Origin of the sequence: Pseudomonas sp. HMWF006 (assembly GCF_003061205.1) — a bacterium.
Classification (GTDB): Bacteria; Pseudomonadota; Gammaproteobacteria; order Pseudomonadales; family Pseudomonadaceae; genus Aquipseudomonas; species Aquipseudomonas monsensis.
In genome coordinates, this window is the sequence record NZ_QAIU01000015.1 from 1 (window position 1) to 18,644 (window position 18,644).

The following is an 18,644-nucleotide window of genomic DNA, read 5'->3' on the forward strand; positions in this document are numbered from 1 at the left end:
GGCCTGCGTCTGGCCCAGGCCGACCTGTATCTGGCGCGGCAATGGCCGCGCCGTGCGGAAATCCAGCTCAAGGAAACCGAGAGCATGGTGCCGCGCAACATGGGCCTGGAAGTCGCGCAGGCGCGCACGGCGATGACGCTGCAGGAGTGGCGGCAGATGGATGCGCTGACCGATGACGTGGTCGCGCGATTCCCTGATAACCGTCAGGTCCAGCGTGCAGCGCGTGAGCGCGAAGTGCATGACATGTCCGAACTGCGCGTCGAAGCCTACGGCGGCAAGGCCAACGGTGGCGGCAGTGGCGACGCAGGAGCCGTCAGTGGCAGCCGCGATTTTGGCATCCAGAGCACCCTGTACAGCCCGCCGATCGACGAAGACTGGCGGGTGTTCGCCGGCGTCGGCTACGCCACTGGCGATTTTGCCGAAGGCACCGGCAACCACCGTTTCCAGCGTGTGGGCCTGGAGCGGCGTACCCGCGACATGACCCTCGAAGCGGAAGTCTCCAACCATTCCTACGGTTTTGGTGACAAGCAGGGCGCACGTCTGGCGATCGCCCGCGACATCAATGACCACTGGCAATACGGCGGCAGCCTCGAATACCTGTCGGCCGAGACACCGCTGCGCGCGCTCAACAGCGATATCAAGGCCAACGGTGGCAGCGGTTTCATTCGCTGGCGCGCCAACGAAAGCCGCGAGTGGCGCCTGTCGGTGAGTCCGTCGCAGTTCAGCGACGGCAACAACCGCGTCGAGGCCTTGCTCACCGGGCGCGAGGGCGTCTACAGCGCACCGAACGTGCAGGTCGACGCCGGTCTGGAAGTCGGCACCAGCCACAACTCCAATTCCGAGGATGTGCCGTACTTCAACCCGAAATCCGACTTCAGCGTGATGCCACTGGTCAACGTCAATCACGTGCTCTACCACCGCTACGAAACCTCCTGGAGCCAGCAGTTCCAGGCCGGTGCGGGCACGTACAGCCAGCGTGATCACGGCACCGGCGGCATGGCGCTGCTCGGTTACGGCCAGCGTTATGCCTGGAACGACGTGTTCGAGGTGGGCGGCTTGTTCAGTGTGATCAACCGGCCCTACGACGGTGATCGGGAAACTGATCTGCGTCTGCTCGTCGACCTCACTTTCCGCTTCTAGAAGAGTTTGAAGATGCCTTTGATTTCGCGTTTCATCCTTCTGCTGGGAGTGCTGCTGGTCAGCGCCTGCGCCCAGCAAGCCCCGGCCTTCGCGCCGCCGTCCGAACGCCCGCTGGCGGCCAGTGAAAAACCGTGGCCGAAAAATCACGTGCTCGGCATTGCTTATCACGACGTCGAAGACCGCGACCCTGATCAGGCGGTGGTGGCGGTGCGCACCGAGCGCATGATCGAGCAGCTCGCCTGGTTGCGCGAGAACGGCTACAAACCGGTGACGGTCGACCAGATCATGGCCGCGCGCAAGGGCGGCCCGGAGCTGCCGGCGAAAGCGATCCTGCTCAGTTTCGACGACGGTTATTCGAGCTTTTATACCCGCGTGCTGCCGGTGCTGCGCGCCTACAACTGGCACGCCTTGCTGGCCCCGGTCGGCGTCTGGATCGACATGCCGCTCAATCAACCGGTGGATTTTGCTGGCGCCCCGCGCGCGCGTTCCGACTTCCTGACCTGGGATCAGATCCGCGAAATCTCGCAATCCGGTCTGGTGGAAATCGCCGCCCACACCGACGCCAGTCACAAAGGCATCCTCGCCAACCCGCAGGGCAACATGCAGCCGGCGGCGGCCACCCGACGCTACGATCCGGTGACCAAACGCTACGAGTCCGAAGAGGATTTCCGTGCACGGATCCGCAACGACGTCGCGACCATCTCGGAAAAGATTCGCAAGGTCACGGGCTACAAGCCGCGCATCTGGGTCTGGCCTTACGGCGCGGCGGACGGTACTTCGCTGGCGGTGATCGGCGACCAGGGCTACGAAATGGCCCTGACCCTCGACGACGGTCTCGATGCCCTCGACAACCTGATGAGCAGCCCGCGCTTCCTGGTTTCCTCCGATCCCGATGGCGAGGTGTTCTCCAATAGCATCGTCGACGTGCAGTCGGATTTCGTCATGCGTGTGGTGCACGTCGATCTGGACAACGTCTACGACCCGGACCCGGCACAACAGGACATCAACCTTGGCAAACTGGTGCAGCGCATGGCCGACATGGGCGCCAACACGGTGTTCCTGCAAGCCTTTGCCGACCCGAAGGGCGATGGTCTGGTGCACTCGCTGTACTTCCCCAACCGTCACTTGCCGGTACGTGCGGATATTTTTAACCGCGTCGCCTGGCAACTACGTACCCGCGCTAACGTGAAGGTCTTTGCGTGGATGCCGGTGCTGAGTTTTGGTCTCGACTCGAAACTGCCGCGGGTGACCCGGTGGGACCCGAAAACCGGCACCACCTCAGTCGATCCGGATCAGTACCAACGTCTGTCGCCGTTCGATCCGGAGGTGCGACGGATCATCGGCGAAATCTATGAAGACGTAGCACGGCTGACGTCGGTCGACGGCATCCTCTATCACGACGACGCGATTCTGTCGGACTTCGAGGACGCCGGCCCCGAGGCGTTGAAAGCCTACGTCGCCCACGGTTTGCCAGGTTCGATTGCCGCCCTGCGCGATGATCCGGCGGCAATGCAGCGCTGGACGCGGTTCAAGAGCCGCTACCTGATCGACTTCACCAACGAGCTGACCGCCAAAGTCCGCGCCATTCGGGGCCCGCAGGTGCTGACCGCGCGCAATATTTTCGCCGAGCCGATGCTCAATCCCGACAGCGAAGCCTGGTACGCGCAGAACCTCGACGACTTCTTGCAGACCTACGACTGGACCGCGCCGATGGCCATGCCATTGATGGAAAAACAGACCCAGGCCGAGTCCGGCCCGTGGCTGGAAACCCTGGTGCAAACCGTCAGCAAGCGCCCCGGTGCCCTGAACCGCACGGTGTTCGAGTTGCAGGCCCGCGACTGGACGAAAAAAGATCAGGCCGACATCGACGGCGCGCACCTCGCCGACTGGATGGGCCGCCTCAAGCGTCAGGGCGCGACCAGTTTCGGTTACTACCCGGACAACTTCCTCGACAACCTGCCGGACCTGAAAACCGTAAGGCCTGCACTCTCCAACAAATGGAACCCATGACATGCTGGATAGACTGTTAGCCCTGCTTGTTCTGGCGCTCGTCCTCGGCGTGCCGCTGGGACTGATCTTCCTGGTCACCGGGCAGTTCCTGATGGACTTCGTGTTTTTCTACCCGTTGTTCATGTCCGGGTTGTGGATTGCCGGCGGCCTGTATTTCTGGCTGCACTGGGAACGCCACTGGCCGTGGAAGGACGACACCCTGCCACCGCCCCTGGCGGGCGAACCGCTGATCTCGATTCTGATCCCTTGCTACAACGAAGGTGACAACGCCGCCGATACGATCCACGCGGCGCTGGCCCAGCACTACCCGAACATCGAAGTCATCGCGATCAACGACGGCTCCAAGGACAACACCGCCGAAGTTCTCGACCGCCTGGCCAAGGAAGACCCACGCCTGCGCGTGCTGCATCTGGCGGAAAACCAGGGCAAGGCGGTCGCCCTGCGCATGGGCGCGATTGCCGCGCGCAGTGAATATCTGGTGTGCATCGACGGTGATGCGTTGCTGGCGCCGAATACGGCGGCCTATCTGGTCGCGCCGATGCTGGATAACGCACGCCTTGGCGCGGTGACCGGCAACCCGCGAATTCGTACGCGCTCGACGCTGGTCGGGCGGGTTCAGGTCGGCGAGTTCTCGTCGATCATCGGCTTGATCAAACGTACGCAACGGGTGTTCGGACGGATCTTTACCGTGTCGGGGGTGATCGTCGCATTCCGCCGTACGGCGCTGAATCGGGTCGGCTACTGGAGCCCGGACATGATCACCGAAGACATAGACATCAGCTGGAAGCTGCAACTCGATCACTGGAGCATCTTCTACGAGCCGCGCGCGCTGTGCTGGATTCTCATGCCGGAAACCCTCGGCGGTCTGTGGAAGCAGCGCCTGCGCTGGGCCCAGGGCGGTGCCGAAGTGCTGTTCAAGAACATCCGCGGCATCTGGCAGTACCGTCACCGCTATCTGTGGCCGCTGCTGTTCGAATACTGCCTGTCGACCGGTTGGGCGTTTACCTTCCTGTTGTCGGTGATTTTCTGGGGCGTCGGCAAGTTTGTGGTCATGCCGGAGTCGATTGCCGTGCATCACCTGATGCCGCCGGCGTTTACCGGGCTGTTGCTGGCGTTCGTCTGCCTGGTGCAGTTCGCGGTCAGCATCATCATCGACCGGCGCTACGAGCCGGGGTTGGGCAAGACCATGTTCTGGGTGGTCTGGTATCCGATTGCATTCTGGCTGGTCAGCCTGCTGACCACGCTGGTCAGCTTCCCGAAAGTGTTGTTCGGCCAGCATCAGAAACGGGCGCGTTGGGTCAGCCCTGACCGCGGCATCAAACCGATCGGGGACGACGAAGAGGAGGTCATCAAATGAAAATCATCCGGACCCGCCAGCGGCCTTTTCTGGTCGTGGTCGATGTGATTCTTACCGTGGTGGCATGGGTGGGGCTGCTGTTCTTGCTGATACGCGGACTGTGGCCGCTGATCGAAACTCATGCGGGCGGGCCACGCATCGACAATTCGGCGTTCGAAGCGCTGGGCACTTTGCAGATTTATCTGTGGGTGGCGCTGGTCAACGCGGTGATTCTGATCGGTTGGGCGCGTTATCAGCAGCGCAAGAGCAGAAGCTTCGCCCAGCGCCGCTTGCCCGCGCCGGTGGTCGATGATGAAGGGCTGACTAAGAGTTTTCGTCTGTGCGATGACCGCTTGCAGAAGCTGCGTACCCCTGGGGTCATGACCATCCATAACGATCAGGAAGGGGACATCAGCCATGTGGTGACGCATTTCTGGCCGGTTCAGCAGCAGGAGTTGCCACCGCCGCTGGCACCGCTGGAGCACCCGCGGGTGATCTTCCTGCATGCTGAAGATGACGATAATCGCGAACCGGTGAACCGCCTGACCTGAGCTGGAAATACCCCTTTAGGCGCTGCCGAAGGGGGTGATCGTCCCACGCAGGGAGCGTTGACGAGGTTAATCGCGGATCAGGGCCCAAGCCTCCGCAATGGGCAGCGGCTGCTTCATCCGCTCCGCCAGTAGCGCCATCGCCCGTTCTTTTTCGCAGGCCACGGCCGCCACCACCACGCCATTCTTTGCGAACAGGCCGATAAAGGGCGGCTGTTCGGGTTCGCCCATGAACTCGACCTCATCCCACTGTTCGGCGTGGCCGAGGTAGTCGTAATTCTTGCCGAAATGCCAGGTCCAGAAAAACGGCACGTCGAGGTAATGCTCTTCACCGCCGAGCATATTGGCAGCGGCGATGCGTGCGTGTTGCTGGGCCAGGCGCCAGTGTTCGATGCGTTGCAACTGGCCGTTCAGTGGAAACGTGGCGATGTCGCCGATGGCCCACAGCCCTTCGGTGACACGCATGCCGCCATCAACACGCAATGACTGATCTTTTTCTTTCGGCAATGACGCGAACGCCTCCGTGGCCGGGTGCACGCCGACCCCGGCCAGCACCAGATCTGCCGAAAGACGCAGGCCATTGTCCAGCAATACGGCTTCGACCTTGCCATCGCCGATGATCTCGGTGGCGGTGTGCTCGGTGATGAATTTCACCCCGTTCTGTTCATGCAGTGCGCGGATGGCCAGGCCTACGGCCTCGCCGAACTGGGCCGCGAAAGGGATGGCGTGGCGCGCGAGTACCGTGACGTCGAGGCCGTGCTGGCGCAAGGCCGAGGCGCATTCGAGAGCGATGAAACTGTCGCCGATGATGACGACGCGCTGATCCGCTCTGGCAGTGCGCATGATCTGTTCGGCCTGGGCTTTTGAGCGCAGGACGAACACGTGGGGCAGTTCAGCACCGGGTAACTTCAGCGGGTTGGGTTCGCCGCCCGTGGCCAGTACGGCGGCGTCATAGTTCAGGGTCTGGCCATCGTTGAGCTGCAGGGTTTTGGCCTGGGCGTTCAGTGCGGTGATTTCGCTGTGCAGGCGTTCGATGCGCTGCTCTTTATAGAAAACTTCATCGCGCAACGCCGGGGTTTCTGCTGCCGGCGTTTCCCCGGCGAGGACAAACTTGCTCAGCACCGTACGGTCGTAACCGGCGTCCGGTTCGCGGTCGATCAGGATGATCCGGCCACCAAAGCCTTTCTCCCGCAGCGCCGCCGCACAGGCTGTGCCGGCGGCCCCTGCGCCGACAACCACGAACAGGCGCGGGTCATCGGCCGGGGGCGTGTGTGGATCTGCCAGCGGCTGGTCATCGACCCACACCTCGTCGCCGCGCACTTCCAGCGGATAACGTTTGAGGCTGTCGAGCGCCGGCGGCTCGCACAGCGCGCCGTCCTCGGCGCGAAAAGCGGCCTTGTGCCATGGGCAGATCAGGCGTCCGTGACACAACGCACCGTCAGCCAGCGGCGCCCCGGCATGCGGGCATTCGCCCTGAAAGGCGCGGAGCTGGCCGCTGGCGCGCAGCAGGACGATCTTGCAGTCGCCGATTTCGACGGGCAGGCCACGGTCTTCAGGGACATCGGCGATACGGGCGACACGGTGCAGGGACATGTTCGGCTTCCTCGCAGGCATTTCTCTTACGAGTTTGCGCATCAGTGCGAGGTTCAGCCATTTGCTACTGCCACGGCACGAACGGTACAGCTATAGTTTGCAGGCCGACGACGGCCCAACTGCACAAGGTGCTCCCGGAATGACCCGATTGACCTCTCTCAACCCATGGCTGGCGGCCCTCGCCGTCACCCTTTGCGTGCAGTTTCCGGCGCAGGCCCAGGAGCGCTTTACCCTGAACATCCCGGGTGTTTCCGATAACCGGCTGTTCACCTCGGCGGCGGCCAGCGATGCGCCCGGTTGCGGCGGCAAGAACCAGTCGCCGGCCCTGAGCTGGAACGCCGGCCCTGCCGGTACCCAGAGCTATGCGATCGTGATGCACGATCCGGATGGCCAGAAAGGCCTGGGCGTCGATCACTGGATTCATTACGGCATCAAGTCCACCACGCACCAGATTGCGGCAGGCGTCGGTGCCAAATCCGCGCTGGAAGGCGTTGGCGGCACCAACAGCAAGGGCAACACCCATTACATGGGGCCGTGCCCGCCAGTGGGCGACAGTGCGCACCACTACATCATCCAGATCTACGCCCTGGATCTGGCGCCGGATGCACTGCCGGCCGGTCTGACCCGCGCCGAGCTGATGGACAAAATCAAAGGCCATGTGCTGCGCAACAGCAGTGCGGTGCGGCGTTATCACCGCTGAAAATTTTTTTGCGGCGTTTAACCCGAACTGAACGGGCTGCCCGTCTCAGGGGATGAATGATCACTTTCATCCCGAGGTCAGCCCCATGTCTCATTCTCTTTTGCGTCCTGTTGCGGTCGGTGTGCTGCTGGCGCTCGCCGGTTGCGGTGTTTCGTCCACACCCGATTCCACTGCGGTACCACCGGCGGCACAGCCTGAAGTGCTGGTTCAGCAGGAAGCCGCGATGGCGGGTGGGGCGATGGCCAAGCGTATGGCCCGGCCGGCGCCGATCGCCAGTTTCGCCGCGATGCCCGGCGCAGACAGTTATCCACAGGGCTATCGCGATGAGTCGCGCGAGCAGTATCAGGCGCTGGCCGACAACCCGATCCACAGTGTCGCCGAAACCCCGGTTTCAACCTTCAGCGCTGATGTCGACACGGGTGCGTACGCCAATGTCCGCCGCTTGCTCAATCAAGGCCGACTGCCACCGGAGGGTGCGGTGCGACTGGAGGAAATGGTCAATTACTTCCCTTATGACTACGCGTTGCCCAGCGATGGCTCGCCTTTCGGTGTGACCACCGAGCTGGCGGCCTCGCCGTGGAACCCGCACACGCGTTTGCTGCGCATTGGCATCAAGGCCACCGATCATGCCGTGGCGGAACTGGTCCCGGCCAATCTGGTGTTTCTGGTGGACGTGTCCGGCTCGATGGATCGCCGCGAAGGCCTGCCGCTGGTCAAAAGCACGCTGAAGTTGTTGGTCGATCAGTTGCGCGAGCAGGACCGGGTGTCGCTGGTGGTGTATGCCGGCGAATCCAGAGTGGTGCTGGAGCCGACTTCCGGACGCGAGAAAGCGAAAATTCGTACAGCCATCGAGCAGTTGACCGCAGGCGGCTCCACCGCTGGCGCGTCGGGCATCGAACTGGCCTATCAAATGGCGCAGCAGGCGTTTATCCCCAAGGGCATCAATCGCATCCTGTTGGCCACTGATGGCGATTTCAATGTCGGCATCAGCGACTTCGACAGCCTCAAGCAAATGGCTGTGGATAAACGCAAAACCGGGATTTCCCTGACCACCCTGGGTTTTGGTGTGGATAACTACAATGAACACTTGATGGAGCAACTGGCCGACGCCGGTGACGGTAACTACGCCTACATCGACAACCTGCGCGAGGCGCGCAAGGTGTTGGTGGATCAGTTGAGTTCGACCCTCGCCGTGGTGGCGCAAAACGTCAAATTGCAGGTGGAGTTCAACCCTGCGCAGGTCAGTGAATATCGCCTGCTCGGCTACGAAAACCGCGCGTTGAAGCGTGAGGACTTCAGCAATGACAAGGTCGATGCCGGCGAGATCGGCGCAGGACACACCGTGACGGCGCTGTATGAAATTGTCCCGGCGGGTGAGAAGGGCTGGCTCGAGCCGTTGCGTTACGCTAAATCGGCGCCAGCGGTTTCCAAGAATGGGGAATTGGCGATGCTGCGTGTGCGTTATCAACCGCCCGAAGGTGGGAAAAGTCTGCTGATCGAGCGGCCGATTGCCAATCAGGTCGCACCGGCCAGTGAAGACCTGCGATTTGCTGCTGCGGTTGCGGCGTTTTCCCAGCAACTCAAGGACGGCCGCTACACCGGCGATTTCAGCCTCAAAGACACCGAAGCCCTGGCCCGTGGCGCACGTGGTGACGACCGCTTCGGCCTGCGTAGCGAGTTTGTGCAACTGGTCGAACTGGCGCAAAGCCTGCGCACCTCGACCGCATCGAATACGCTGGCCACTGAGCGACGGATTGAATAGTGAGTCGTCTGAAAGGCTTCATCAGTCAGCTGTTTGCTGCGCCAGACAGTTCAAGCGCCAGCAGCGATGACGCGCTGCTGGCGCGTTACCGCGAGGGCGACGGCGCGGCGTTCGAAATCCTGTACGCCCGCCATCGCCAGGGTTTGTATCGGTTTCTGCTCGGCTTGAGCGGTAAACCGGAACTGGCTGACGAAGTCTTTCAGGAGACCTGGCTGAGCCTGATCCGCAGCGCCAGTCAGCCACAAGGCCGGGCGACCTTTCGTACGTGGCTGTTCCAGATTGCCCGCAATCGCTTGATCGACCACTGGCGCAAACACGGCGCTCACCAGCCGCTGCACGACAGCTACGACGAACAGCTGCATGCGGTTGGCGACGAGACCAACGATCCCGAACAATTGTTGAACCTCAGCCGCGACAGCCAGCGCCTGGAAAGCGCCCTGCAAGCCTTGCCCGCCGACCAGCGCGAAGTGTTCCTGCTGCGTGCCCACGGCGACCTCGACCTGGCACAAATCGCCAGCCTCACCGACACACCGCTGGAAACCGTTAAAAGCCGCTTGCGCTACGCCCAGCAAAAACTGCGTCGGCTGCTGGCCGAGGAGGTACTGACATGACTGACGCCCGCCAGACACCCGAAGAGCAACTGCTCAAGCACTATCGCGAGCAACACGACGCCGAACCACCGGCGCACCTCGATTCGTCGATTCTCGCGGCTGCCCGCCACAACGCCCCGGTACCGAAAACAAGCCTGTGGCAACGCTGGCTCGACGCCTGCCGCAAGCCGCGCTGGCAAGTCGCGTTCGCCAGCCTCGTTGGCGTGGCTTTGATGCTGTCCCTGGTCCAGCGTGCGCCCGACCCGCAGCCATCATTCGACTTTGCTCCACCCGCCAAATCCGCTGCGCCTCTTGCTCGCAAGCAAGCCCCGCAAACCTTGTCTGCCCCCGCTGGCGGCATGGCCGCACCAGCGCCGGCACCGATGATGGAAATGGCCGCACCGATGCAAAGCGAAGCGATCAGCGCCGACGAAGCCAGCACCAGCAAGCGCACCACCGCCCCGGCCAATGGTCTGGACGCGCAGCTGCGCGAAGTCCTGCGCCTGCGCGAATCCGGTCAATCCCAAGCCGCCGATGCGCTGTACAACAACCTGCACAAACGTTATCCCGACGTGGATCTCGACCTCCGCCTCGAACAAATCCGCAAGAACTGACCGCGTGTTCTCTCAGCCATTTGGCATCGACCCGCAAAAACGCGCACTATCGGGCCATAGCTGAAGCGCTGGAGAACACCGTGGCACCAAAAATCGACCGCATCGCCCAACTCCTCAACTGCCCACAGAAGGGTGAGGAGATGCGGCGCGCGATTACCGAAGCTCGCAAGGAGTTTCTGCTGAACCAGTCGGAAGAAGACGTCGTGGAAGAAGACGAGGTTTTTGAGGAGATTGGGGAAGAAGAGGATGACGACGATTACGACGAGTTTGATTGGACGACGGAGTGACCGTCGCCGTAAGTCAGTATCGCGCCCACAAAAAAGCCCCGGACCATCACAGTCCGGGGCTTTCTCGTTTGAATCAATGGCGCACCAGGCGGGATTCGAACCCACGACCCCTGCCTTCGGAGGGCAGTACTCTATCCAGCTGAGCTACTGGTGCAGCGGGCGACATCATACCTAGGTCGGCTCGGGGCGTCCATGCCGGGATTTTGCGGGTTTTGTCAGGGCGCGTGTCCGTTGAAATCGCTGCATTCCTTAAAGCTGTAACGTCCTGCAAAAGGCTCGCTTGGCGCTTTGGCAGGACTGTTCTATGGTTTTGCTGCGGCGGGGGTTTTGGCGCGTTGATCTGAAAAATCCAACAAAAGCGGCGTTTTTGTTCTTTTTTTCGAACGACCTATTGTCCTTTAACCCCTTTGATCCTACGATCCGTTTGAGATTTCAAACGCTCTTTGGACAGGGTGTTGCAGCGCAGGTGGTTCGAATCGAGCACTGTTGATGCGCCACGCCCGGTCTCTGATTTCCCTGACGGCAGCCTTGCGAGGCGCCTTTCTACAATCATAATTTTGCTCCGCGCAGGCCGCGGTGCTGTTAAGGAAAGCCGACATGCAGCTTAAAGACACCCTGTTGTTCCGCCAGCAAGCCTTCATTGATGGCGCTTGGGTCGATGCGGACAACGGTCAGACGATCAAGGTCAACAACCCGGCCACCGGCGAAATCCTCGGCACCGTGCCGAAAATGGGCGCTGCCGAAACCCGCCGCGCGATCGAAGCCGCTGACAAAGCGCTGCCGGCCTGGCGTGCACTGACCGCCAAGGAGCGCGCAGGCAAGCTGCGTCGCTGGTTCGAACTGATGATCGAGAACCAGGACGACCTCGCGCGCCTGATGACCCTCGAGCAAGGCAAGCCGCTGGCCGAAGCCAAGGGCGAAATCGTTTACGCCGCTTCGTTCATCGAGTGGTTCGCCGAAGAGGCCAAGCGCATCTATGGTGACGTGATTCCGGGCCACCAGCCGGACAAGCGCCTGATCGTGATCAAGCAACCGATCGGCGTCACCGCCGCCATCACCCCGTGGAACTTCCCGGCCGCGATGATCACCCGTAAGGCCGGCCCGGCACTGGCCGCCGGTTGCACCATGGTGCTCAAGCCGGCGTCGCAAACCCCGTTCTCCGCGTTCGCTCTGGCTGAACTGGCCCAGCGTGCCGGCATTCCAAAAGGCGTGTTCAGCGTGGTCTCCGGCAGCGCCGGCGATATCGGCAGCGAGCTGACCAGCAACCCGATCGTGCGCAAACTGTCCTTCACCGGCTCGACTGAAATCGGTCGTCAGCTGATGTCGGAATGCGCCAAGGACATCAAGAAAGTCTCGCTGGAACTGGGTGGTAACGCGCCGTTCATCGTGTTCGACGACGCGGACCTGGATAAGGCCGTCGAAGGCGCGATCATTTCCAAATACCGCAACAACGGCCAGACCTGCGTCTGCGCCAACCGTCTGTACATTCAGGATTCGGTGTATGACGCGTTCGCCGAGAAGCTGAAAGTCGCAGTCGCCAAGCTGAAGATCGGCAACGGTCTGGAAGACGGCACCACCACTGGCCCGCTGATCGACGAAAAAGCCGTGGCCAAGGTGCAAGAGCACATTGCTGACGCCGTAGCCAAAGGCGCCACGGTGCTGGCCGGTGGCAAGCCGATGCAAGGCAACTTCTTCGAGCCGACCATCCTGACCAACGTGCCGAAAGACGCTGCCGTGGCCAAGGAAGAAACCTTCGGCCCGTTGGCGCCGCTGTTCCGCTTCAAAGACGAAGCCGAAGTGATCGCGATGTCCAACGACACCGAGTTCGGTCTGGCTTCCTACTTTTACGCTCGCGACCTGGGCCGTGTGTTCCGTGTGGCTGAAGCGCTGGAATACGGCATGGTCGGCGTCAACACCGGGCTGATCTCCAACGAAGTCGCGCCATTCGGCGGCATCAAGGCCTCGGGCCTGGGCCGTGAAGGCTCCAAGTACGGCATCGAAGATTACCTGGAAATCAAATACCTCTGCCTGGGCATCTAAGCCGAGAAAGGGATCGCTGCAAACGCAAAGGACACGAGAGCGCTGTCCCTTTGCGTCGTTTCAAACCGGAATTTTCTCTGCGGCCAGGAACGCCGTGGCAGTCGATCATCGCATGCTGCCACCGTCGATTTCTCCCGCTTAATCCTTGAACCACGCCGCCCGATGAGCGGCGAATGAGGACTGTAATGAGCAAGACTAACGCTGAACTGATGGCCCGCCGTACCGCAGCTGTTCCACGTGGTGTTGGCCAGATTCACCCGATCTTCGCTGAGTCGGCGAAGAACGCGACCGTGACTGACGTTGAAGGTCGTGAGTTCATCGACTTCGCCGGCGGTATCGCTGTACTGAACACTGGCCACGTGCACCCGAAAATCATCGCTGCGGTGACCGAACAACTGAACAAGCTGACTCACACCTGCTTCCAGGTACTGGCCTACGAGCCGTACGTTGAGCTGTGCGAAAAGATCAACGCCAAGGTGCCAGGTGATTTCGCCAAGAAAACCCTGCTGGTGACCACCGGTTCCGAAGCGGTGGAAAACGCCGTGAAAATCGCCCGCGCCGCCACTGGCCGTGCCGGCGTGATCGCCTTCACTGGCGCCTACCACGGTCGCACCATGATGACCCTGGGCCTGACCGGTAAAGTCGTGCCTTACTCGGCCGGCATGGGCCTGATGCCAGGCGGCATCTTCCGCGCGCTGTACCCGAACGAACTGCATGGCGTGAGCATCGACGACTCGATCGCTTCCATCGAGCGCATCTTCAAGAACGACGCCGAGCCGAAAGACATCGCTGCGATCATCATCGAGCCTGTGCAGGGCGAAGGTGGTTTCTACGTCGCGCCGAAAGAATTCATGAAGCGTCTGCGCGCGCTGTGCGACCAGCACGGCATCCTGCTGATCGCTGACGAAGTACAGACGGGCGCTGGCCGTACCGGCACTTTCTTCGCCATGGAACAGATGGGCGTTGCGGCCGACCTGACCACTTTCGCCAAATCCATCGCCGGCGGTTTCCCGCTGGCCGGTGTCTGCGGCAAGGCCGAATACATGGACGCCATCGCCCCAGGCGGCCTGGGCGGCACCTACGCCGGTAGCCCGATTGCTTGCGCCGCGGCCCTGGCCGTGATGGAAGTGTTCGAAGAAGAGCACCTGCTGGACCGCTGCAAGGCAGTCGGCGAACGTCTGGTTACCGGCCTGAAGGCCATCCAGGCCAAATACCCGGTGATCGGCGAAGTGCGTGCCCTGGGCGCGATGATCGCGGTCGAGCTGTTCGAAAACGGCGACAGCCACAAGCCAAACCCGACTGCTGTTGCGGCTGTCGTGGCCAAGGCGCGTGACAAGGGCCTGATCCTGCTGTCCTGCGGCACCTACGGCAACGTTCTGCGCGTCCTGGTACCGCTGACTTCGCCGGACGAGCAACTGGACAAAGGTCTGGCGATCATCGAAGAGTGCTTCTCGGAGCTGTAAGCCCCGGCACTGTGTGATCAGCTCGACAAAAAACCCGCTTCGGCGGGTTTTTTTACGCCCCTGAAACAGATCTATCGCTTTTGCACTGTATCGAATGGCCAGCATTGGCTAAGGTTCAGGCATTGCAAGGGAGAGCGCGCATGACTGCCGTTGATTTACCCGCCGTACCCCGAGTGCTGATTGCCGAGGCCGATCCGTGGTCCCGGGACCTGCTTAAACAAGTGCTGCTCAACGTCCGTTGTGATGCACGGCTGGACCTGTGTGCCGACGGCCAGCAAGCCATTTCATTGCTCAGCGAGGTGCCGTACGACCTGGCGATCGTCGATTGGGAGTTGCCCGGTGTCGACGGTTTGAACGTGTTGCGCAGCGTGCGCCAGCGCAAACGCAATCCGCCGTTGCCGTTCATTCTGATGAGCAGCCGCAACGACAGCGCCAGTGTGCGCGAAGCGTTACCGCTGGCCCCCACGGCCTACCTGACCAAACCCCTGAACATGGAAAGCCTGACCGAGCGTCTGCAGGGCTTGCTGCTCAATGCCGGGGAAGAAGTGTTCTGTGAAGTGCCCGTCCTGGCGCCGGGCATGACCCTGTCGGTGTTCCTCGAGCGCCGTCGCGAGCAGGCCGATGGTGCGCCGTTGATGACGGATGTGCAGGTGGCAGTCAAACGCAGCCTGAACCCGAACGGCCTCGATCTGAAGTTGCTGGAAGAAGAGATCAAAACCGATCCGCAGATCACCGCGGTGTTGATTGCGGCGGCCAACAGCGCGGCGCAGCACTATGGCGCGCCCGTGCAGACCCTGGCGCAAGCGCTGCATCGGCTGGGTACCGGGCAGAGCATGAACCTGATTCTCGGACTGGCGCTCAAGCGCAGCGCCAGACTCAGTGATCCGTGTCTGGCCGATTACGCCGAGCGTTATTGGGGCCTGTCGCTGCACACGGCTGAATACGCTCGCACGCTGGCGCGCCTGCTCGACCTGGATCAGGAGCGCTGCTATTGCGCAGGCATGTTGCATCGCCTCGGCGATCTGGCGTTGTTGCGTTGTTTGCAGGAGTGGAAGCAGGCCGGCGGCGAACTGGATGAGTGGACGGAGGTGGGCGACGCGCTCGAGGCGTTTGGCGCGGCTTACGGTTCGGCGTTGCGCACCCGCTGGCGCTTGCCGCTGGAGCTGCGTGAGTTGATTGCGTCGGCCTACCAGCTCGGTGGCGGGGTTTACTCCCGTGAGGCGCTGGTGATGAACATGGCCGCGCAGATGGCCCGCCTGACCGAGCATGAGGGCGTCGAGGAACTGGCCAAGAGTCGTACGGCGCGGTTGCTGAAGATCGGGCTGCCGGAGTTGATGCGGATGCGTAAATAACCTGGCTTACTGCCAATCACTGTGAGCGCGGGCTGGCCGGCGATGGCGTCGGCGCAGACAACATCTTTGCTGGATGCGCTGGCCAGCCCGCTCCCACAGGTTTTTTGGTGAATTCAAACAGCGGCTATGCAGAGATGATGCGGTTCTTGCCCTGGCGCTTGGCTTCGTACATAGCCGCATCCGCCCGGGCGAAGAGGCTGTCGAGGCTGTCGTCGTTCTCCATGAGACTGGTCAGGCCCTGACTGACGGTGATGCCGAAGCTCTGACCGTCATGGCTGAAGCTCAAACGCTGAATTTCCTGTTGCAGGCGCTGGGCCACTTGCATGGCCATGTCCGGCGCACAGCCCGGAAATACTGCCGCAAACTCTTCTCCACCAATCCGTCCGAACAGATCGCCTCGACGTAACGACCCTCGCCCGCACTCGGCAATGCGTTGCAATACGTTGTCGCCTTCAGGGTGGCCGTAGGTATCGTTGATCACTTTGAAGTCATCTATATCCAGCAACAGAAACCCCATCTGCGAGCCTTGCAGGCGTGCCGCGCTGAATTCGCGGTTGGCGCATTCGAAGAAATGGCGGCGGTTGCTGCTTTGGGTCAGCACGTCGGTGGTGGCCAGGCGTTGCAGCTCGGTTTCCATCTGCTTCTTGTCGGTGATGTCCTCGGCGATGCCGACGATGATCACCGGTTGCCCGGGTTCGTCCTGACGGTTGATAAAGCATTTGTCGCTGAGCCAGCGCACCGAGCCGTCGGCCGCGATGATCCGGTACTCGCGATCTTCCACGGCGCCTTTGTGCAGGACTTCGGCGAGGCTGCGTTCGGCGTATTCCAGATCGTCGGGATAGATGCTGTCGCGCCACTGGTTGTAGTCGGCCAGCAGCAAACCGGCCGAGCGGCCGAAAATCCGTTCATAGGCGGGACTGACGTACAGCACCTGTCGGGTTTCCCAGTTGAAGGCCCAGAGTACGGCGTTGACGCTTACCAGCAGCGAGCTGAACAGCTGTTCGCGCTCGCTCAGCCGGGCGACTTCGCCTTGGGCGTGCATCAACGCCATCAGGGTTTGCGCGGCCTCGGGCCATTGCGGGAAGGATGAGTCTTTTTGGTTGTTGTTGACCATCGGCACAGATCTCAAAGGGCGTGCCGCATTTCGACAGCGGCCACAGTACAGCCCGCCGGGGTGGCGAAGTGTCTTTGAGATAGGGCTTTTGGTGCTAAGTTCCGCGCATTTGTGGCGAGGGAGGTTGCTCCCGCCGGGCGGTCGTGGCGACGCGTTTCATCAATGAGAACGCGTCGTCAGGTTTTCGCTCGTTTCGCTACCGATCGGAGATGAATCCCCTCGCCACAGGGGATCATTCACCAAAATCAGACCGCTGCAGGGCGCAACGAGTAGGTTTTCAACTGGTCGGCAAATTCGCGCAGGGACTGAATGCCGCTGGCCTCGGCCTCGTGAATCCAGTCCTTGATGGCAGCGAGCATGTCGTGGCCATTTGCGCTGGTCTTGACCCAGATCTGCTGCAGGGCCAGACGTTTTTCGTAAATTACCTTCAGCGCCTGGCTGTGCTCGAGCATGTTCTGGATGCGCAAGTGATGACGCTCTTCCAGCAGACTGGTTTCCCGCGACAGCAAGCGTTTGGCGCGGTGGAACTGGTGGCGTACCGAATGATCGACCTTGGCCAGCTCCTGCTTGACCAGCGGACCGATCACCAACTTGCGGTACTGGGCCATGATCTGGAAGCGGTTGTTGAGGATCGCCATGGCGGTGTCCATGTCCAGATTGCCCTTGCCTTCGACACGGTGGGCGATCGGTGCCACACGCTGGACCTTGGCCAGACGCAGGAAGCAGAAGACCTTGATCCACGCCCAGCCGAGGTCGAACTCCCACTTCTTCACCGACAGCTTGGCCGAGTTAGGGTAGGTGTGATGGTTATTGTGCAGCTCTTCGCCGCCGATCAGGATGCCCCACGGCACCAGATTGGTCGCCGCGTCACGGCATTCGAAGTTGCGGTAGCCGATGGCATGGCCCAGGCCATTGACCACACCGGCGGCCCATACCGGGATCCACATCATCTGGATCGCCCAGATGGTGATGCCGATGGTGCCGAACAGCAGCAGGTCGATGACGCCCATGATCGCCACGCCCAACAGCGGGTAGCGGCTGTAGAGGTTGCGTTCGATCCAGTCTTCGGGGCAGTTCTTGCCGTAGATGCGCAGGGTCTCCGGATTCTCGGCTTCGGCGCGATACAGTTCGGCGCCTTTGCGCAGTACGGTGGACAGCCCCTTGACGACCGGACTGTGCGGGTCGTCTTCGGTTTCGCATTTGGCGTGGTGTTTACGGTGGATGGCTGTCCACTCGCGGGTGTTCTGTGCCGTGGTCAGCCACAGCCAGAAGCGGAAAAAGTGTTTCAGGCCGGCATGCAGCTCAAGCGAGCGATGGGCCGAATATCGGTGCAGATAGACCGTGACGGCAACAATCGTCACGTGGGTCATCAGCAGGGTGACTGCGACCAGTGACCAGGCCGACAAGCCAAGAAAACCTTCGTACCACATAGGCTATAGGGCCCTCGATAAAGATAAAAACAGCCGTTGCATTATCACCAAGCACACAGATAAAACCAGTCGCCCTTTTAGATAAGAGTCGCTGGATGTTTCTTGACCTATAATTCCAACCTTTTTTGTAGGGACATGGATAGCCGAATGCCTGCCATTTATCGCGATGCTTTGCGTGCAGCGCTGCTCTATCTCGTGCTTGCCGTCCTCTGGCTGCTGGGCACTGATCATTTATTAAACAGTTTCTTCGATAACGCCGTCGATCTTGCCCATTGGCAACTGATCAACGGTTACGTCTTTGCGGCAGTCAGTGCCGGGCTGATTTTTCTGGCGAGGGCGCGTTTGTGCGAGTTTCTCGGTATCGGTGCGCGTTTGCGTGAACGCCATGCCGATCGCGAGCGCCTGCGGCAGGCGGCGGCCGTATTCGACTGCACGCGCGAAGGCGTGTTGGTCACTGATCGCCAGGGCCTGATCGTGCACGTCAACCGGGCGTTCATCGAGATCACCGGATATCAGCGCGAAGAAGTCATCGGTCAGCAGCCCAGTCTGTTCAAGTCCGGTCATCATCCGCCGGGCTTCTATCAGGCGATGTTCGCCACGCTGGAGGCCAAAGGCGAGTGGAGTGGCGAGATCTGGAACCGTCGTAAAAGCGGCGAGATTTATCC

At 61.3% G+C, this 18,644-nt stretch carries 16 protein-coding genes and 1 tRNA gene; 13 read left to right on the plus strand and 4 right to left on the minus strand.

What is annotated here, in order from left to right; genetic code table 11:
• The 4 genes from pgaA to pgaD all read left to right on the plus strand — a co-directional run.
• Positions 1-1,140, plus strand: a 1,140-nt coding sequence (gene pgaA, locus DBR24_RS00365; protein ID WP_128613544.1) for a poly-beta-1,6 N-acetyl-D-glucosamine export porin PgaA, incomplete at its 5' end; no start/stop codon positions are given.
• 12 nt (positions 1,141-1,152) lie between these two features.
• Positions 1,153-3,150 carry a poly-beta-1,6-N-acetyl-D-glucosamine N-deacetylase PgaB gene (gene pgaB / locus DBR24_RS00370; protein ID WP_128613545.1) on the plus strand — a complete coding sequence of 666 codons (1,998 nt, stop codon included), beginning with the start codon at positions 1,153-1,155 and terminating at the stop codon, positions 3,148-3,150.
• A gap of 1 nt (position 3,151) precedes the next feature.
• Positions 3,152-4,507, plus strand: a complete 1,356-nt coding sequence (gene pgaC / locus DBR24_RS00375) for a poly-beta-1,6-N-acetyl-D-glucosamine synthase (RefSeq protein WP_123470412.1) — start codon at positions 3,152-3,154, stop codon at positions 4,505-4,507.
• Positions 4,504-5,037, plus strand: coding sequence for a poly-beta-1,6-N-acetyl-D-glucosamine biosynthesis protein PgaD (pgaD, locus tag DBR24_RS00380; protein WP_128613546.1), 534 nt, complete (start codon positions 4,504-4,506; stop codon positions 5,035-5,037). The genes pgaC and pgaD overlap by 4 nt, the downstream gene beginning before the upstream one ends.
• 66 nt (positions 5,038-5,103) lie before the next feature.
• On the opposite strand, the gene DBR24_RS00385 is transcribed toward pgaD, so the two are convergent.
• Entirely contained in the window at positions 5,104-6,627 is a 1,524-nt protein-coding gene (locus DBR24_RS00385) for an apoptosis inducing factor family protein (protein ID WP_128613547.1), read from the minus strand.
• A gap of 139 nt (positions 6,628-6,766) precedes the next feature.
• Between DBR24_RS00385 and DBR24_RS00390 the strand changes: the two genes are divergently transcribed.
• From DBR24_RS00390 to DBR24_RS00410, 5 genes are all read left to right on the plus strand, one after another.
• Positions 6,767-7,327: a YbhB/YbcL family Raf kinase inhibitor-like protein gene (locus DBR24_RS00390; RefSeq protein ID WP_128613548.1), complete on the plus strand. Its 561-nt coding sequence runs from the start codon at positions 6,767-6,769 to the stop codon at positions 7,325-7,327.
• A gap of 85 nt (positions 7,328-7,412) precedes the next feature.
• Positions 7,413-9,089 carry a VWA domain-containing protein gene (locus tag DBR24_RS00395; RefSeq protein WP_128613549.1) on the plus strand — a complete coding sequence of 559 codons (1,677 nt, stop codon included), beginning with the start codon at positions 7,413-7,415 and terminating at the stop codon, positions 9,087-9,089.
• Between the two features lie 29 nt (positions 9,090-9,118).
• Positions 9,119-9,700, plus strand: a complete 582-nt coding sequence (locus DBR24_RS00400) for an RNA polymerase sigma factor (RefSeq protein WP_256591227.1) — start codon at positions 9,119-9,121, stop codon at positions 9,698-9,700.
• Positions 9,697-10,293 (plus strand): hypothetical protein, encoded by a 597-nt coding sequence (locus DBR24_RS00405; protein WP_128613551.1) that lies wholly within the window; start codon positions 9,697-9,699, stop codon positions 10,291-10,293. Before DBR24_RS00400 ends, DBR24_RS00405 begins: the two co-directional genes overlap by 4 nt.
• 20 nt (positions 10,294-10,313) lie before the next feature.
• The gene (locus DBR24_RS00410) at positions 10,314-10,580 is read left to right on the plus strand and encodes a hypothetical protein (protein ID WP_256591226.1); all 267 of its coding nucleotides are present in this window, start codon (positions 10,314-10,316) and stop codon (positions 10,578-10,580) included.
• A gap of 77 nt (positions 10,581-10,657) precedes the next feature.
• On the opposite strand, the gene DBR24_RS00415 is transcribed toward DBR24_RS00410, so the two are convergent.
• Positions 10,658-10,734 (minus strand) — tRNA-Arg (locus tag DBR24_RS00415).
• Between the two features lie 443 nt (positions 10,735-11,177).
• On the opposite strand from DBR24_RS00415, the gene gabD reads away from it, so the two are divergent.
• The 3 genes from gabD (at position 11,178) to DBR24_RS00430 (ending at position 15,435) form a co-directional block, all read left to right on the plus strand.
• Complete coding sequence (gabD, locus tag DBR24_RS00420; protein WP_123470430.1) at positions 11,178-12,620, plus strand: NADP-dependent succinate-semialdehyde dehydrogenase; 1,443 nt, start codon at positions 11,178-11,180, stop codon at positions 12,618-12,620.
• A 185-nt stretch (positions 12,621-12,805) separates the two neighbouring features.
• Entirely contained in the window at positions 12,806-14,083 is a 1,278-nt protein-coding gene (gene gabT / locus DBR24_RS00425; protein WP_123470432.1) for a 4-aminobutyrate--2-oxoglutarate transaminase, read from the plus strand.
• 140 nt (positions 14,084-14,223) lie between these two features.
• Positions 14,224-15,435, plus strand: coding sequence for a response regulator (locus DBR24_RS00430; protein WP_123470434.1), 1,212 nt, complete (start codon positions 14,224-14,226; stop codon positions 15,433-15,435).
• A gap of 124 nt (positions 15,436-15,559) precedes the next feature.
• On the opposite strand, the gene DBR24_RS00435 is transcribed toward DBR24_RS00430, so the two are convergent.
• Both DBR24_RS00435 and desA read right to left on the minus strand, forming a co-directional pair.
• A complete protein-coding gene (locus tag DBR24_RS00435) occupies positions 15,560-16,549 on the minus strand; it encodes a sensor domain-containing diguanylate cyclase (protein WP_128613552.1) in 990 nt (329 codons plus the stop codon).
• Between the two features lie 245 nt (positions 16,550-16,794).
• A complete protein-coding gene (desA, locus tag DBR24_RS00440; protein WP_123470438.1) occupies positions 16,795-17,979 on the minus strand; it encodes a delta-9 fatty acid desaturase DesA in 1,185 nt (394 codons plus the stop codon).
• 147 nt (positions 17,980-18,126) lie between these two features.
• Between desA and DBR24_RS00445 the strand changes: the two genes are divergently transcribed.
• On the plus strand, positions 18,127-18,644 hold a 518-nt coding region (locus DBR24_RS00445), incomplete at its 3' end, for a PAS domain-containing protein (RefSeq protein WP_128613553.1).

What these genes read in the sequence shown, in the direction of transcription:
- DBR24_RS00390 (WP_128613548.1), top strand. Translation starts at nt 6,767, where the DNA reads ATGACCCGATTGACCTCTCTCAACCCATGGCTGGCGGCCCTCGCCGTC.
- pgaB (WP_128613545.1), top strand. Translation starts at nt 1,153, where the DNA reads ATGCCTTTGATTTCGCGTTTCATCCTTCTGCTGGGAGTGCTGCTGGTC.
- desA (WP_123470438.1), bottom strand. Translation starts at nt 17,979, where the DNA reads ATGTGGTACGAAGGTTTTCTTGGCTTGTCGGCCTGGTCACTGGTCGCA.
- gabT (WP_123470432.1), top strand. Translation starts at nt 12,806, where the DNA reads ATGAGCAAGACTAACGCTGAACTGATGGCCCGCCGTACCGCAGCTGTT.
- pgaC (WP_123470412.1), top strand. Translation starts at nt 3,152, where the DNA reads ATGCTGGATAGACTGTTAGCCCTGCTTGTTCTGGCGCTCGTCCTCGGC.
- DBR24_RS00405 (WP_128613551.1), top strand. Translation starts at nt 9,697, where the DNA reads ATGACTGACGCCCGCCAGACACCCGAAGAGCAACTGCTCAAGCACTAT.
- DBR24_RS00395 (WP_128613549.1), top strand. Translation starts at nt 7,413, where the DNA reads ATGTCTCATTCTCTTTTGCGTCCTGTTGCGGTCGGTGTGCTGCTGGCG.
- gabD (WP_123470430.1), top strand. Translation starts at nt 11,178, where the DNA reads ATGCAGCTTAAAGACACCCTGTTGTTCCGCCAGCAAGCCTTCATTGAT.
- DBR24_RS00435 (WP_128613552.1), bottom strand. Translation starts at nt 16,549, where the DNA reads ATGGTCAACAACAACCAAAAAGACTCATCCTTCCCGCAATGGCCCGAG.
- pgaD (WP_128613546.1), top strand. Translation starts at nt 4,504, where the DNA reads ATGAAAATCATCCGGACCCGCCAGCGGCCTTTTCTGGTCGTGGTCGAT.
- DBR24_RS00430 (WP_123470434.1), top strand. Translation starts at nt 14,224, where the DNA reads ATGACTGCCGTTGATTTACCCGCCGTACCCCGAGTGCTGATTGCCGAG.
- DBR24_RS00385 (WP_128613547.1), bottom strand. Translation starts at nt 6,627, where the DNA reads ATGTCCCTGCACCGTGTCGCCCGTATCGCCGATGTCCCTGAAGACCGT.